The 13,824-nt window shown below is 54.0% G+C and carries 14 protein-coding genes; 6 read left to right on the top strand and 8 right to left on the bottom strand.

Annotated elements, in window-relative coordinates; translation table 11 throughout:
* The first annotated feature begins 9 nt into the window (after positions 1–9).
* The gene (locus FRIGORI9N_RS13420; protein ID WP_159572203.1) at positions 10–390 is read left to right on the top strand and encodes a YciI family protein; all 381 of its coding nucleotides are present in this window, start codon (positions 10–12) and stop codon (positions 388–390) included.
* On the top strand, positions 387–773 hold the full coding sequence (locus FRIGORI9N_RS13415; protein WP_159572200.1) for a YciI family protein: 387 nt from the start codon (positions 387–389) through the stop codon (positions 771–773). Before FRIGORI9N_RS13420 ends, FRIGORI9N_RS13415 begins: the two co-directional genes overlap by 4 nt.
* A gap of 21 nt (positions 774–794) precedes the next feature.
* Here FRIGORI9N_RS13415 and FRIGORI9N_RS13410 read toward each other — a convergent pair whose 3' ends face one another.
* From FRIGORI9N_RS13410 to ycaC, 7 genes are all read right to left on the bottom strand, one after another.
* Complete coding sequence (locus FRIGORI9N_RS13410) at positions 795–1,469, bottom strand: histidine phosphatase family protein (protein WP_159572197.1); 675 nt, start codon at positions 1,467–1,469, stop codon at positions 795–797.
* A complete protein-coding gene (locus FRIGORI9N_RS13405; RefSeq protein WP_159572194.1) occupies positions 1,466–1,840 on the bottom strand; it encodes a DUF6285 domain-containing protein in 375 nt (124 codons plus the stop codon). Before FRIGORI9N_RS13405 ends, FRIGORI9N_RS13410 begins: the two co-directional genes overlap by 4 nt.
* Entirely contained in the window at positions 1,833–2,855 is a 1,023-nt protein-coding gene (locus FRIGORI9N_RS13400; protein WP_159572191.1) for a phosphotransferase family protein, read from the bottom strand. The genes FRIGORI9N_RS13405 and FRIGORI9N_RS13400 overlap by 8 nt, the downstream gene beginning before the upstream one ends.
* A gap of 9 nt (positions 2,856–2,864) precedes the next feature.
* Positions 2,865–3,638, bottom strand: coding sequence for an SDR family NAD(P)-dependent oxidoreductase (locus tag FRIGORI9N_RS13395; protein WP_236550899.1), 774 nt, complete (start codon positions 3,636–3,638; stop codon positions 2,865–2,867).
* Between the two features lies 1 nt (position 3,639).
* Positions 3,640–4,803 carry an acyl-CoA dehydrogenase family protein gene (locus FRIGORI9N_RS13390; protein ID WP_159572427.1) on the bottom strand — a complete coding sequence of 388 codons (1,164 nt, stop codon included), beginning with the start codon at positions 4,801–4,803 and terminating at the stop codon, positions 3,640–3,642.
* A gap of 102 nt (positions 4,804–4,905) precedes the next feature.
* Positions 4,906–5,775: a pirin family protein gene (locus FRIGORI9N_RS13385; RefSeq protein ID WP_159572188.1), complete on the bottom strand. Its 870-nt coding sequence runs from the start codon at positions 5,773–5,775 to the stop codon at positions 4,906–4,908.
* A gap of 23 nt (positions 5,776–5,798) precedes the next feature.
* Entirely contained in the window at positions 5,799–6,419 is a 621-nt protein-coding gene (gene ycaC / locus FRIGORI9N_RS13380) for an isochorismate family cysteine hydrolase YcaC (protein ID WP_159572185.1), read from the bottom strand.
* Positions 6,420–6,541: 122 nt separating this feature from the next.
* Between ycaC and FRIGORI9N_RS13375 the strand changes: the two genes are divergently transcribed.
* The 3 genes from FRIGORI9N_RS13375 to FRIGORI9N_RS13365 all read left to right on the top strand — a co-directional run bounded on the left by FRIGORI9N_RS13375 (position 6,542) and on the right by FRIGORI9N_RS13365 (position 11,060).
* On the top strand, positions 6,542–7,456 hold the full coding sequence (locus FRIGORI9N_RS13375; protein ID WP_159572182.1) for a LysR family transcriptional regulator: 915 nt from the start codon (positions 6,542–6,544) through the stop codon (positions 7,454–7,456).
* Between the two features lie 163 nt (positions 7,457–7,619).
* Positions 7,620–9,830, top strand: coding sequence for a catalase/peroxidase HPI (gene katG, locus FRIGORI9N_RS13370; protein ID WP_159572179.1), 2,211 nt, complete (start codon positions 7,620–7,622; stop codon positions 9,828–9,830).
* Between the two features lie 111 nt (positions 9,831–9,941).
* Positions 9,942–11,060 carry an enoyl-CoA hydratase/isomerase family protein gene (locus FRIGORI9N_RS13365; protein ID WP_159572176.1) on the top strand — a complete coding sequence of 373 codons (1,119 nt, stop codon included), beginning with the start codon at positions 9,942–9,944 and terminating at the stop codon, positions 11,058–11,060.
* A 12-nt stretch (positions 11,061–11,072) separates the two neighbouring features.
* Here the strand turns inward: FRIGORI9N_RS13365 and FRIGORI9N_RS13360 are convergent, their stop codons facing one another.
* The gene (locus FRIGORI9N_RS13360) at positions 11,073–13,070 is read right to left on the bottom strand and encodes a DUF1302 domain-containing protein (RefSeq protein ID WP_159572173.1); all 1,998 of its coding nucleotides are present in this window, start codon (positions 13,068–13,070) and stop codon (positions 11,073–11,075) included.
* A 170-nt stretch (positions 13,071–13,240) separates the two neighbouring features.
* Here FRIGORI9N_RS13360 and FRIGORI9N_RS13355 point away from each other — a divergent pair, with 170 nt between their 5' ends.
* Entirely contained in the window at positions 13,241–13,822 is a 582-nt protein-coding gene (locus tag FRIGORI9N_RS13355; RefSeq protein ID WP_159572169.1) for a TMEM165/GDT1 family protein, read from the top strand.
* The last annotated feature ends 2 nt before the right edge of the window (positions 13,823–13,824 follow it).

The following is a 13,824-nucleotide window of genomic DNA, read 5'->3' as shown; positions in this document are numbered from 1 at the left end:
CGGTGTGAAATGAAATACTTGTGCCTGGCCCACGAGGAAGAGGCCCTTTTCAATGCCATGCCACGCGAGGAGTGGTTGGCCTTGCGACAGGAAACATTGAGTTATGTAGAAGCTTTGAAAGCCAGCGGTCATTTGCTTGCAACACACGCCCTGCAAAGTGCCAGCAATGGCGTGCTGGTTCGTGTACGCAACCAACGGCTTGTGACCACCGATGGTCCTTTTGTTGAAACAAAAGAACAATTGGGTGGGTATTTTCTGATAGAGGCCCACGACTTCAACGAAGCCCTGCGCATTGCATCACAATGGCCTTCTGCAAGACTGGGTACCATAGAAATTCGCCCAATCGAGGAAACACTTCGCGAAGACTCTCGCTACGGAGACCCATCATGAAATATCTGGCATTGGTGTACTACGACGAAAACATCATGAACGGCATGTCCCAGCAAGAATGGGACGCCTTGAACAACGAGTGCAGTGCCTGTGTAGAGAGCCTAAGCCAACGTGGACATTTCATCACTGGGAGCCCATTGTTGCCTGTGAATACCGCCACCACCGTGCGGGTACGCAATGGCAAAACTCACACCACCGACGGCCCTTTTGCAGAAACCAAAGAACAACTCGCTGGTTTCTACATGCTGGAAGCCAAAGACCTGAACGAAGCCATTGCATTGGCCGAAAAAATTCCGCCGGCCCGTTATGGCTCCATTGAAGTACGCCCTGCCCGGGAACTGCTTAGCCATGGCAATGCAGCGGGCGGTGCGCAGGCAGGCTGAATCAAAGACTCATTAATAAATTTACATCGACGTGTTCAAATGCGCTGGCAAGTGGCTTACGCCGTTGAAACTCAGCAAACTGACTTTGCCTTTGGAGTACAGCACTTCGGTGAGTGACGCATTTCGGATCACGCGCAGCAGGCTGTACCAGCTGGCATTGGGCAAACCCATGACTTCACACACCAGCGCTGCAATCGACCCCGCCGAGGTTACCACCCATTCAGTTTGTCCCGGCGCTTGCTGCGCTTGGGAGTGGCTGTTCAGCCACTCGCGCAATTGCGCACGAAAATCCACCAGGCTCAGGCGGCCCGGAATGTCCACTTCACCATTGCCCCAGGCGCGGCAAGTGGCATCGTAATCGCGCAATATCTCGATTCGTTCGCGCCCTGCATTCAGCGCCATGGATCGGCCCAGCAATTGTTCGGCTGTGCTGAAAATTTCCTCGCCCTCGGCAAACTCGTCCAGCAGCGCGTGTTCAACACCTCGCAATTCAAAACCTGCATCCCTCAACAACCACGCAGCCGTGTCAGCCTGCCGTTGACGCGGACCATGCAACACCGCTGTGGGTTGAACACCCTGCGTGCGCAACCACTGCCCGGTGGCGCGTGCCTGTGCCTGCCCCACTTCCGACAAGGCATCGTAGCGCGCTGCACCAAAGGAAGCCTGGCCATGTCGCATCAACACCAGGGTGCTCATGCTGATTGGCCTTTCAATACTTTGGGGTTGCTGGCCAACAAGCGGCTTTTGCCCACGTCGCGCAAATGATTCAACACCGCTGCACACTCGGTGCTTTCAGGGTCAGCGACACCGGCACGAATGCGAGCCGCAAGTTCACGATTGGCCTGCGCCACATCAAACACAGGTTCCCCCAACAACTGGGCCAGCGCTTGCTGTTCGCGCTCATCAGGGGCTGTTCCCTGCTGCAGTTCACGCTGCGCAATGGACATGGCGTTCATCACCATCAACACGTCTCGCTTGGCGTCGCCTTGCAGCATGGGCAGCACATTGTTTTTCAACACATCGCGGGCGCATTGCAACAGCGACTCACCTGTGGGTTGTTCACGCATTGTTGTGCTCCGTCATGTTCAAAATTTCCCATTCCAGTTCAGGCACAATGTGCCCGGTCAAGGCGAGTAGCAATGAGTTTTCCTGACCCGAGCAATAACGCTGTGCCTGCTCAATGGCCACCACAGCCCAGCGCACATGGGCCATCACTTCCCAGTAATGAATTTGTTCTCGTTCAATCGTGCAGCCCGACTCCGCTTCATAGCCTTCGTAGAAATGCGCACGCTCGCCGATGCCGCCAGCCTGCAAATCGTTTTGACCAAAACACCAGCACTTGGCGCAAAACCAGCCAATGTCCTCCAGCGGGTCGCTCCATCCGGCAAATTCCCAGTCCAGAATACCGGTCAGGCCATGTTCGTCCACCATGTAATTGCCAGTGCGAAAATCGCCATGCGCCAAGGCAATCACATTGCGCTGTGGCGCGTGCCGTTCAAGCCAGCGCAAACCCCACTCCAAGGCTGGGTAGGCCGTGTGGTGTTGGTCCAGAAAAGCACGGTGGGTGTTGATTCGGTACTGCGCAGGCGACTCGGTATAAGCATGCAAAAAGCCAAGCGCATTAACAGGTGGCTTTACCGAATGAATGCGTGCCAATTCCCGCCCCAAGCGGCGTGCAAGCTCGGTACGATCCGGTGCATACCCCGTGTTTTTTACAAGCACATGGCCAGCGGCAGTGCCGCCTATTCTGCGCATCACAAAAAACGGGCGGCCAAACACTGCGGTGTCTGTGCACAGGCACAGCGGTTGCGGCACAGCAACCCCGGCATTAAAAACCGTTTGCAACAATGCAAATTCTTGAGCACGACCATGGCTAATGGCCACACCTGCTGTAGGTGAATCACAGCGCAACACGGTATTCAGCAGCCCGGAATATTCACCACCCTTTACTTGCAAATCAAGCGCCCAGTTCTCTTGCACGGCACCGCCTGAAAGCAAGGCAGCCTTCAGGATTTCTACGGTGTCCGCAGCCAGGGCCGTGGTCAAAAATCGTTGCAGTGATTCTTTCTGTGTCTCGTTCATTCCACCGCCCTACAGTGCGCTGACCAAATGGCCACGATCCACTGCAACACAAGCGCCGGTCATGCCTGCACCTGCATTCGAAGCAAGCAGCAACAGTGGCCCAGTCAAATCGCTGAGTTCACAAAACTGCCGGGAGGGAATTCGCTTGCGCAATTTGTCGCCCAGTTCGCTGTGCAAAAAATCGCTGTTCATGTCGGTGGCCACATAGCCAGGCAAAATGGCATTGACCCGAATGTTGTAACGGGCCAGTTCAAGCGCCATGGCTTTGGTGGCCTGCACCAAACCAGCTTTTGAAATGGCATAAGGCCCCACTGAGCCCCCCACCCGCTCGCCCAAAATGGAAGCAATGTTCACAATGGAGCCCGGCTTGCCCGCTGCAGCCAAGGCACGCGCAAGTTCGGTGGCCACAAGCCAGCAACCCTTCAAATTGGTGTCAAGTATTTGGTCCCAATCGTCTTCGGTCTGCTCCAGCATGGGTTTGGCAATGGATTGCCCTGCGTTGTTCACCAGCACATCGGGCACACCATACATTTGGATCAAATGTGCCATTGCGTTGCTCACCGAGGCTGAACTACTTACATCCATGGCCACCGCAAATGCCTTGCCGCCCTCCGACTGAATTTGGGCAAGCACCTGCTGCAATTTGTCCACGCTGCGTGCGCTCAACAACACGGTTGCACCGGCCTGCGCCAATACGTGTGCAAAATGCTTGCCCAGCCCGCTGGAAGCACCTGTGACCAGCACCAACTTGCCCTGCATCGAAAACAATTGATTTGTATTCATCTTAATACCGCCCGGCAATCAGTTTCTTGCCCATGCTGAATCGGTGCACTTCACTGGGGCCGTCGTAAATTCTGAAGGCGCGCATGTCGGTGAAAATTCGGCTCACAATGGTTTCGCCGGTTACGCCCTGCCCACCCAGAATTTGCACACTGCGATCCACCACGCGCCACTCGGCTTCTGAGCACACCACCTTGGCGCGGCTGGATTCAAAATTACAGCGCTCGCCTTGGTCCAGCATCCAGGCGGTGTGCCATATGTGCAAACGTGCCGTGTGCAAATCCATTTCATTGTCGGCCAACATAAAACTGACCCCTTCATGCGCACCCAGTTGCACACCAAAAGCCTGCCGCTTTCGGGCGTAGTCCAGCGCAATGTCGTGCGTGCGGCGGGCTTGCCCCAACCAACGCATGCAATGGGTTAAACGGGCGGGTGCCAGGCGCACTTGCGCATACCGAAAACCTTTGCCAATTTCACCCAATACATCGGTGGCAGGCACACGCAAATTGTTGAACTTCAACACACCGTGCCCGCCTGTAAAGCAGGCATCCATCGCGTCCATGGTGCGCACATACTCAATGCCGGGCGCATTCATGTCACTTAAAAACATGGTGGCGGTGCCGTCTTCCATCTTCGCCATGATGATGGCGAAGCTTGCACCTTCCGCACCGGTGATAAACCATTTGTCGCCATTAATCACATAATGGTCGCCGTCTTTCACCGCGGTGGTTTGCATCATGGAAGGGTCGGCGCCTGCGCCAGGTGCAGGCTCGGTCATGGCAAAGCACGAGCGAATTTTTCCCTGCACCATGGGCTTTAACCAGCGCTCTTTTTGCGAATCCGTGGCCACCACCTCCAGCAAATGAATATTGCCTTCATCGGGCGCATGGATGTTCATGGCCGTTGGACCCAGTGTGGAATAGCCCGCCTCTTCGAACGCGATTGCTTTTTCAATGTGGCTCCAGCCCCGACCACCCAATTCCACTGAAGCATGGGGTGTTAACAAACCGGCACTGCGGGCCAGGCTGACCAATTCCTCGCGCAAAGTCTCCGTAGGACCATGCGCTGTTTGGCGCGCGTCTTTTTCCAGCGGAATGATTTTTTCGGCGATGAAATTTCTCACTTCGTCTTGAAGTGACTTCAGCGCAGGGGTCAGGGAAAAATCCATGGAGTACTCCGTGTCAGTCGATACATCTACTGTAATCGACTTCAACGCGGCCACCCAAATGCAGACAACCAGCCCGGCTCATGGATAACCCTGAAAACCCGCTTATGACCAGGGCAGAATGGGGGCTTGTAAACGCGCCGCAGAACCCACATCACCAAAACGCGCATCGCCCTGCTCCCAAGCCTGCTGGGCCTGGGCAATGGCTTCTTTGCTGTGGCCCACAAAATTCCACCACATTTGCACGGGCTGCTTGAATGGTTCGCCGCCCAGCAACAACACGCGCGTATTCGCGCCAAGCGTCATATCCAGGCCTTCTGAACCCTTCTCCAAATAAGCGAATTCTTCAGGCGTGTAAATCTCGCCCTGCACATTCACTTGTCCGGTCAATGGCAAAAATCCGTACTCAAAATCGGGGTTCAAATTCAGCGCAACCGTGCCGCCTTGTGGGCTGAACAAATCCATGCCCAGCATGGGCGAATGCACCGCAGTGGGTGCCTTCATATCGCCATGGCTGCCCGCCAACAGTGTGAACTGAACACCGTCGGAATGCCAAACTGGCAACTCGGGATAATGCGCAAAATCAGGATCGCAATTGGCCAACGCTTCAGGCAACGCGATCCACAATTGCGCAGCATGCAGGCGGCCACCGTTCACCACCGAGTCTTCGGTGTGCACAATGCCACGGCCTGCCGTCATCAAATTCACCTGGCCTGGGCGAATAATCAGCTCATTGCCCAGGCTGTCTTTGTGCAACACTTCGCCATCGATCAGCCAGGTGAAAGTTTGCAAGGCAGTGTGCGGGTGCGCCCCCACATGCATGCCTTTGCCGGGCGCAAAGTTCACCGGGCCAGCATGGTCCAGAAAACACCATGCCCCCACCATGCGCTGGTGGCGACTGGGCAAGGCACGTTTCACCAACATGCCTTCGCCCAAGTCTGCGCTTCGAAGTTCAACTCGCTTGATTTTATTCATAACAAAATCATAACGCCTTGCGCTTACTTCGTCAGTGCGGTGTAGCTGGTAATCAGGTTGCGGTAGTCAGGAATGTGGTTGGAGAACAAAGCACCCAAACCTTCAATGTCGTTGCGCCAGTCGCGGTGCAATTCACAGGCCACGCCAAACCAGGTCATCAGTTGCGCACCCGCTGCCGTCATGCGTTCCCAGGCGGAATCGCGGGTCAGCTCATTGAATGTGCCCGATGCGTCGGTGACCACAAACACCTCATAGCCCTCGGCCAAGGCGGACAAGGCTGGAAATGCCACACACACCTCAGTCACCACACCGGCAATAATCAACTGCTTTTTACCGGTGGCTTTGACGGCCGCCAAAAATTCTTCGTTGTCCCATGCATTGATTTGTCCGGGGCGTGCAATGTAAGGCGCATCGGGAAAAATTTCCTTCAACTCGGGCACCAGCGGGCCGTTCGGGCCAGTCTCGAAACTGGTCGTCAAAATGGTGGGCAAATTGAAATATTTTGAAAGGTCGGCCAGGGCCAATACATTGTTTTTGAAACGATCGGGGTCGATATCGCGCACCAGCGAAAGTAAACCCGCCTGGTGATCCACCAACAGAACTGCAGCATTGTTTTTATCAAGGCGAACGTAGGGCTTGCTCATGATTATTTCCTTTACATATTGACAGTGAATAATGGCAATATGCTATTGGAATAAACAATCATCGATAAGTAGTCCAATTTTCAACAAATCGTTCCACCAACAGAACGGTTAAGGGGAGCCCAGTGGACTTAAATGACCTGTATTACTTCGCCAAAGTGGTTGAGCATCAAGGTTTTTCAGCTGCTGCGCGTGCATTGGGCGTGCCCAAATCCAAAATAAGTCGCCGAATTGCCGAACTCGAAAAGCGCCTGAACACTCAGTTGCTTTATCGCTCCACACGCAAACTGCACATCACCGAAATTGGCAAAACTTACTACCAACACTGCAAAGCCATGTTGATCGAGGCAGAAAGCGCCCAAGAATTGATTGAGCACAGCCACGCCGAACCCAGGGGCCTGATTCGCATGACCTGCCCCATTGCCTTATTGCATGCTCACATTGGCGACATGCTGGCCGAGTTTCTGGTGAAACACCCACAGGTAACCCTGCACATGGAAGCCAGCAACAGGCGGGTGGATGTGGTGGCCGAGGGCATTGACCTTGCCATTCGTGTTCGCCCCTTGCCCCTGGACAGCAGCGACTTGGTACTCAAGGTGTTGTCAGACCGTGGATTGTGTTTGGTGGCCTCGCCTTGCCTGATCAGCAAAATGGGCATACCCAAACACCCCAACGACTTGAATACGTGGCCAAGCCTTGGCCTGGGTCAAACCCAAGGTCAGGTGCAGGCCAGTTTTGAATGGTGCTTGACTCACGACAGTGGCGAACGCGTGGTGGTGCCCCACTCACCCCGGCTTGTGACCACCGACATGGTTGCTTTGCGCGCCAGTGCCATGGCCGGCGTGGGCGTAGTTCAACTGCCCAACCTGATGGTGCCCAAGCAAGTGACCACGGGCGAGTTGGTGAAGTTGCTGCCCGGTTGGTCACCCCGGCGGGAGGTTATTCATGTGGTGTTTCCATCGCGGCGCGGAATGCTGCCTGCGGTGCGGGCATTGATCGACTTTCTTTCTGAAAAATATGACTCTTTTGACGAGGAGTGACCGACGTTTTTTTCAGGATTAATATGGAAGACATGCAGGCGGTCAACAATATCCATTGTCACTGCCTATAGAGCAAATTTATAAAAACAACTTGATTGATAGGATTTAGCCACCTACACTCAATTGAGCAGTTAATAATTAACGGCAACACAAGGAGAGATGTATGTCAAACGATGCAAAATGCCCTTTCACGGGCGACGGTCCTAAAACAGCGATTGCCGGCACACCCACTAACGCAAGCTGGTGGCCCAACGCACTGAACATCAAATTGTTGAATCAAAACTCCCCATTGACCAACCCGATGGGTGAAGATTTTGACTATGTTGAAGAAGTCAAAAAACTCGACGTACCTGCCCTTCTGAAAGACCTTGAAGCGCTGTACACCAATTCCCAAGACTGGTGGCCCGCCGACTACGGCCACTATGGTCCATTTTTCGTTCGCATGACATGGCATGCCGCAGGTACATACCGTATCGCCGATGGCCGTGGCGGTGCTGGCACCGGCATGCAGCGTTTTGCACCCCTGAATAGCTGGCCCGACAACGGTAACCTGGACAAGGCCCGACGCCTGCTGTGGCCCATTAAGCAAAAGTACGGCAAGCAATTGTCATGGGCTGACCTGATCACCCTGGCAGGTACTTACTGTATGGACACCATGGGTTTCAAAACCTTTGGTTTTGCATTCGGCCGCAAAGACGTTTACGAGCCAGAGGAAGTGTACTGGGGCCCTGAAGCGGAATGGCTTGCCACAAGCGACAAAGCCAACAGCCGTTACAGCGGCAAGCGCGACCTGGAAAACCCATTGGCTGCCGTACAGATGGGCTTGATCTACGTGAACCCGGAAGGTCCGGACGGTAACCCCGATCCCAAACTTTCTGCACACGACATTCGCACCACATTTGCCCGCATGGCGATGAACGACTATGAAACCGTTGCACTGGTAGCCGGTGGCCACACCTTCGGCAAGGCGCACGGCGCGGGCGATCCATCACTGGTTGGCCCTGCCCCCGAGGGCGCACCAATTGAAGAGCAAGGTTTGGGCTGGATCAACAAGCACGGCACAGGCAAAGCCGGTGACGCTACCACCAGCGGCATTGAAGGCGCCTGGAAACCCAACCCCACCAAGTGGGACATGGGCTACCTGGAAACCCTGTTCAACTACGACTGGGAGCTGACCAAGAGCCCAGCCGGCGCACACCAGTGGAAGCCCAAGGGTGGCGCAGGTGCAGGCACAGTGGTCGACGCACACGACCCCAACAAGAGCCATGCACCCATGATGACCACCGCCGACCTGGCGCTGCGCATGGATCCTGATTACGAGAAAGTGTCTCGCCACTTCCTGAACAACCCGGACGAGTTTGCTGATGCCTATGCACGCGCATGGTTCAAACTGACACACCGCGACATGGGTCCAAAGAGCCGTTACATCGGCCCATTGGTACCGAAAGAAGATTTGATCTGGCAAGATCCAGTGCCAGCAGTGGACCACAAACTGGCCGATGATGCGGATGTTGCCGCACTGAAAGCCAAGGTGTTGGGCCGTGGCTTGAGCATTGCAGAATTGGTGCGCACGGCTTGGGCTTCTGCATCGACTTACCGCAACAGCGACAAGCGTGGCGGCGCCAACGGTGCACGTATTCGCTTGGCTCCTCACAAAAACTGGGAAGCCAACAACCCTGCTGAATTGGGCAAGGTGTTGGAGCAGCTTGAAGCAGTGAAAGCCGAATTCAACGATTCTGCGAAAGACGGCAAGAAAGTTTCACTTGCTGATCTGATCGTCATTGCTGGTGCTGCTGGTGTTGAAGCCGCAGCCAAGAAAGCTGGTCATGACATCAAAGTGCCTGTTGCCTTGGGTCGCACCGATGCAACGCAAGACCAAACCGATGTGGATTCGTTTGAAGTACTTGAACCCACAGCAGACGGCTTCCGCAACTATGCCCGCAAGGGTCTGGAAGGAACCGCAGCAGAGCGTTTGATCGACAAGGCCAACCTGTTGGGCCTGACTGCACCTGAAATGACTGTGTTGGTAGGTGGCCTGCGTGCCTTGAATGCCAACGTGGGTGGCATCAAGCATGGTGTATTCACCAAGCGCCCAGAAACACTGACCACCGACTTCTTCACCAACCTGCTCGACATGAGCACCAAGTGGAGCAAGTCAACCAGCGCCGATGGCGTACTGGAAGGCCGTGATCGCAAAACTGGTGAAGTAAAGTGGACAGGTACACTGGCCGACATGTGCTTCGGTTCCAACTCGCAACTGCGTGCCCTGTGTGAAGTGTATGCAGGTGCCGACGCCGAGAAGAAGTTCGTGAGCGACTTTGTGGCCGCATGGAACAAGGTGATGAATGCCGATCGTTTTGATTTGCACCATTAATTTGTTTTAAAACTTGCTTTGCAAGCGAGAAAGCCCGGTGTGAAAGCACCGGGCTTTTTTGATTGGTGTATCTTTTGCAGTCCGGTTAAATTCTAAAAGCACATTCACAGCATGTCAGCACCCGTTATTTTCAGCACCATCACAACTGCCAGCGGTCACCTATTCGGGCATGCCGTATTGAACAACCCTTCCGCCTTGAATGCGCTGACACTGCCCATGATCGATCTGCTCGATCCGCAGCTGAAAGCCTGGGCTGAAGATGATTCCATTGCAGGCGTGGTGTTGAGCGCAGCGGGCGACAAGGCATTTTGTGCAGGCGGCGATGTGGTCAGTTTGCACCATGCCAGCAAACGTGTAGGCGCCGGGCAAGTACCCCCCGAGGCCGAGGCGTTTTTCGAGCGTGAATACCGTTTGGATTACCGCATTCATACCTACCCGAAACCGATTCTGTGCTGGGCGCATGGCATTGTAATGGGTGGCGGTGTGGGCTTGATGGTGGGTGCTTCACACCGCGTGGTCAGCCCCAATGCGCGAATCGCCATGCCGGAAATTCACATTGGTTTGTACCCGGATGTCGCGGGCACCTGGTTTTTGCACCGCATGCCAAAACACACCGGTTTGTTTCTAGCATTGACTGGCGCCATGATCAACGCCGGCGACGCCATGCTGGGCAACTGGGCTGACGCGGTTGTTGAACATGCGCAGTTTTCAGAAGTGTTGCAGGTCATTGAAAACACGAACTGGTTCGGTGAATTGAAAGCAGACCGCGAGCGCTTGTCCACATTGCTCAAAGGGTTCGAGACCGAGGCACCCAAACCCTTGTTACACACGCATGCGAAAGCAATTGATGAAGTAATGAATCGCGATGCACTGATCGACATCGATCTGGCGCTACGTGAACTTTTGCAACACAGCGAGCCCTGGCTGGCCAAGGCCGCACAGGCCTATGCACACGGCTCACCCACCTCGGCGGCCTTGTCGTATGAACTGATGAAACGGCATGCCAATGCCGACTTGGCTGATGTGCTCAGGCTGGAATATCAAGCTTCAGTGGGTTGCTGCGCACACCCGGATTTCCCGGAGGGTGTGCGTGCGCTGTTGGTCGACAAAGACAAGTTACCGAGATGGACACCAGGTCACCTACGCGAAGTTGAAGCTGAACTGATCGCCGATATTCTTACACCCCGGTTTAAAGATTCACATCCGTTGGCTGATCTAGGCAAGGCTTAACCCGCGCCTGCCCTACAAATTAGCACCCACCACAAGCGACAGGAAATCCCGATCTTTAAACGGATCAAAATAGGCTTGATCGTTGAACATGCTGTAATTCATTTCCGCAAAATATTTGGCAGATTGTATTTCAGCGCGAAGGCCCAGACCCAAATTCATGCGGTCTTCAAGAAATACGCCATCGGCCGAATAACCTTTGAAATCATGCGAGAAAAATACACGCGGGGCCAGATTAATCCCGAATAAAGCATCCGGATAGGTCAGCGCTGCCAAAATGCGGTAACCGAACGCGGTCTCGGTGGCGTAACCGTCCACCACGCAGTTGCGCGCATTGGGATTGACGCCTGCATCGCAATTGCCACCGTTGTAACTGATATGCGAACCCGCTCCAAATGCGGGTGAGCGCCCGAAGCGATCCCCAGTGAAGGGGTCGCCGATTCCGCGCCACATTTGAGCACCAAGCTCGCCAACCACAGCCAGTTGGCTTGCACCCAAACGACGCGGAAACAATGCAATTGTGGACACCTGGGCTTGAATTTTATCCAACGGTTTGTAACCCTGCAGCACGGAGCCCATTGGAAACTGGGAAGCGTCGCCGTATCGAGCCAGTGGACCATCCCCAGTGGCAGAACCCTTGATCAAATCAACCGTGTTGTAACTGACCGGATAATCTTTGGTGTAACTAAGCTCGCCAAAAACCGAGTATCCGAACAGTTCTGTTGCTGCGGAAAAACCGGCAACCTGAATATTTTCCTGACTGTAATCAAAAAAGTACGACAGCGGATTCACGACATTTTGCCCGGCCACAGCCAAACCATTGAATATTGAATTGTCAAACCCGGACGGGGTTTTCACCAGGCTCAACGAAGGAATTCGTTGGTGATAATTCACCAGATAAGCGCCAAACTCGGTGCCGATTTCCCCGGCGTAGTACCGCGCCGCCAAACCCATTTGCCCAGAATCTTTGGGTCGACCGTCCGCCAGTTGCGCCATTCGAAAATTCAAACGTGCAAGATCCAAGGGCAATCCGGTCAAATTGGCCAGCGTACCCAAGCCGGGCAAGGAAGACAGGCCGCTTAGCAAAGCGGTGTTCACTGGCACGCCAGACACGTTCACAACACCACCGCCCGAAAACGTTTGTTGATCGTTGTAACCCGTGAAATCAACCGTGGCAGGTCCTAGACTCAAGACCCCCGGATTAACGGGTGCGCCCTGAAAATTACAATTCAAAAGGTCTGCTTGTGAAAAGAATGTGCCACAACCATCCACGACCACTTTTTCATGATTCAGCTGAACAAAACCCTCCAGCGACAAATCGGGAGTCGCCTGAAGGTTTCCATAAATTTGAGGGATAGGCAGAAATACTTCCTTCAATTGCGCCCCTGGCCGGCGCAGCGCAGCAGAATCGAAATTTGAATACTGATTCACGCCACCCAACACGAACAAGGCCTCGCCCCAAGTCACGACCTGATTGCCCACTTTCATGGTCAATGGCTTGCCCAAGGGTTCAAAGTCTGCAAACACATAGCTGTCAAGAAATTGGGCATCCTCGAACTTGGTGCCCTTCTCGAAGCCATTGTCATTGAGCGGTTCGTTGGAGCGAAAACCATTGTTTGAAGAGCCGTGAGGCACTCGATTGCTGCGGTTGTGGAAGTCTGAAAACGCTTTGGCGCGAACAAAAACACCATAGTTGTCTTTCTTCAATTCGAGTTCGCCCACTGCTTTGGCAACCGAATTGAACACATCGCCCTTGGCATAATTCAAATTGCCGTCATCCACAGTGCCGCTGGAAGCCTCGCCCCCATTGCCAATGAACACCAGGGATTTGTCGGCATCCTTGGTACGCATGGAGGCCCCCACGCTGACCTCCATGGCCCATCGCCCTTCAATACCGACAGGCCCATTAAAAGTTCCTGCACCGAATCCGCTTGCGCTGTAAAATGTCAACGCCAAAGGCAGCAGGCCTTGCGCAGACACGCCTTGCCCGAGTTTGAGCCACGATGGTTTCATTGGAATTTGTCTCCCACAATTTTAGGTATGTTCGTAATCAATCTTGGTACGTGCCTTGATTTTTTACTTACGACATATTTGCCCAGTATATTACTAAGCAATTTGTGAGATGTTACCGGCGCAACACATTAATCCAACACTTTGTATGAATTGACTTCAGGAATTTTTAAATGTCATCGGCACTTCTCGTTTCAACCGGTGTGATTGCACTTGCTGAAATTGGGGACAAAACCCAACTTCTCGCATTCTTGCTAGCTACCCGCTTTAAAAAACCCATTCCCATCATTGTGGGTATTACTTTGGCCACACTCATTAACCATGGCCTGGCAGGTGCTGTTGGCAGCTGGATCACAGCCAATGTGGATCAATCGGTTCTACGTTGGGTACTGGGTGCGTCCTTTATCGCCATGGCGGCGTGGACTCTGATCCCTGACAAAATTGAAGATGAAGAAACCCAGCTTGCAAGCAAGCTGGGCGTGTTCGGAGCCACTTTCATCACCTTTTTCCTCGCCGAGATGGGCGATAAAACGCAAATTGCCACGGTGGCCATGTCGGCTCACTACGCCGATGTGCTCATGGTGGTGGCTGGCACCACCTTGGGCATGTTGATTGCCGACGTACCCGCGGTTTTTGCAGGCGACAAGCTCGCCGAGAAAATCCCGATGAAGCTTGTCCACCGAATCGCTGCGGCCATGTTTGCTGCACTGGGTGTGGCAACGCTGCTGGGTGTTGGAGCAAACCTTGGCCTGTAGCG

The sequence above is a fragment of the Limnobacter sp. 130 genome (assembly GCF_902506325.1).
GTDB lineage: Bacteria > Pseudomonadota > Gammaproteobacteria > Burkholderiales > Burkholderiaceae_B > Limnobacter.
This window is presented reverse-complemented; position numbering and strand designations above follow the sequence as displayed.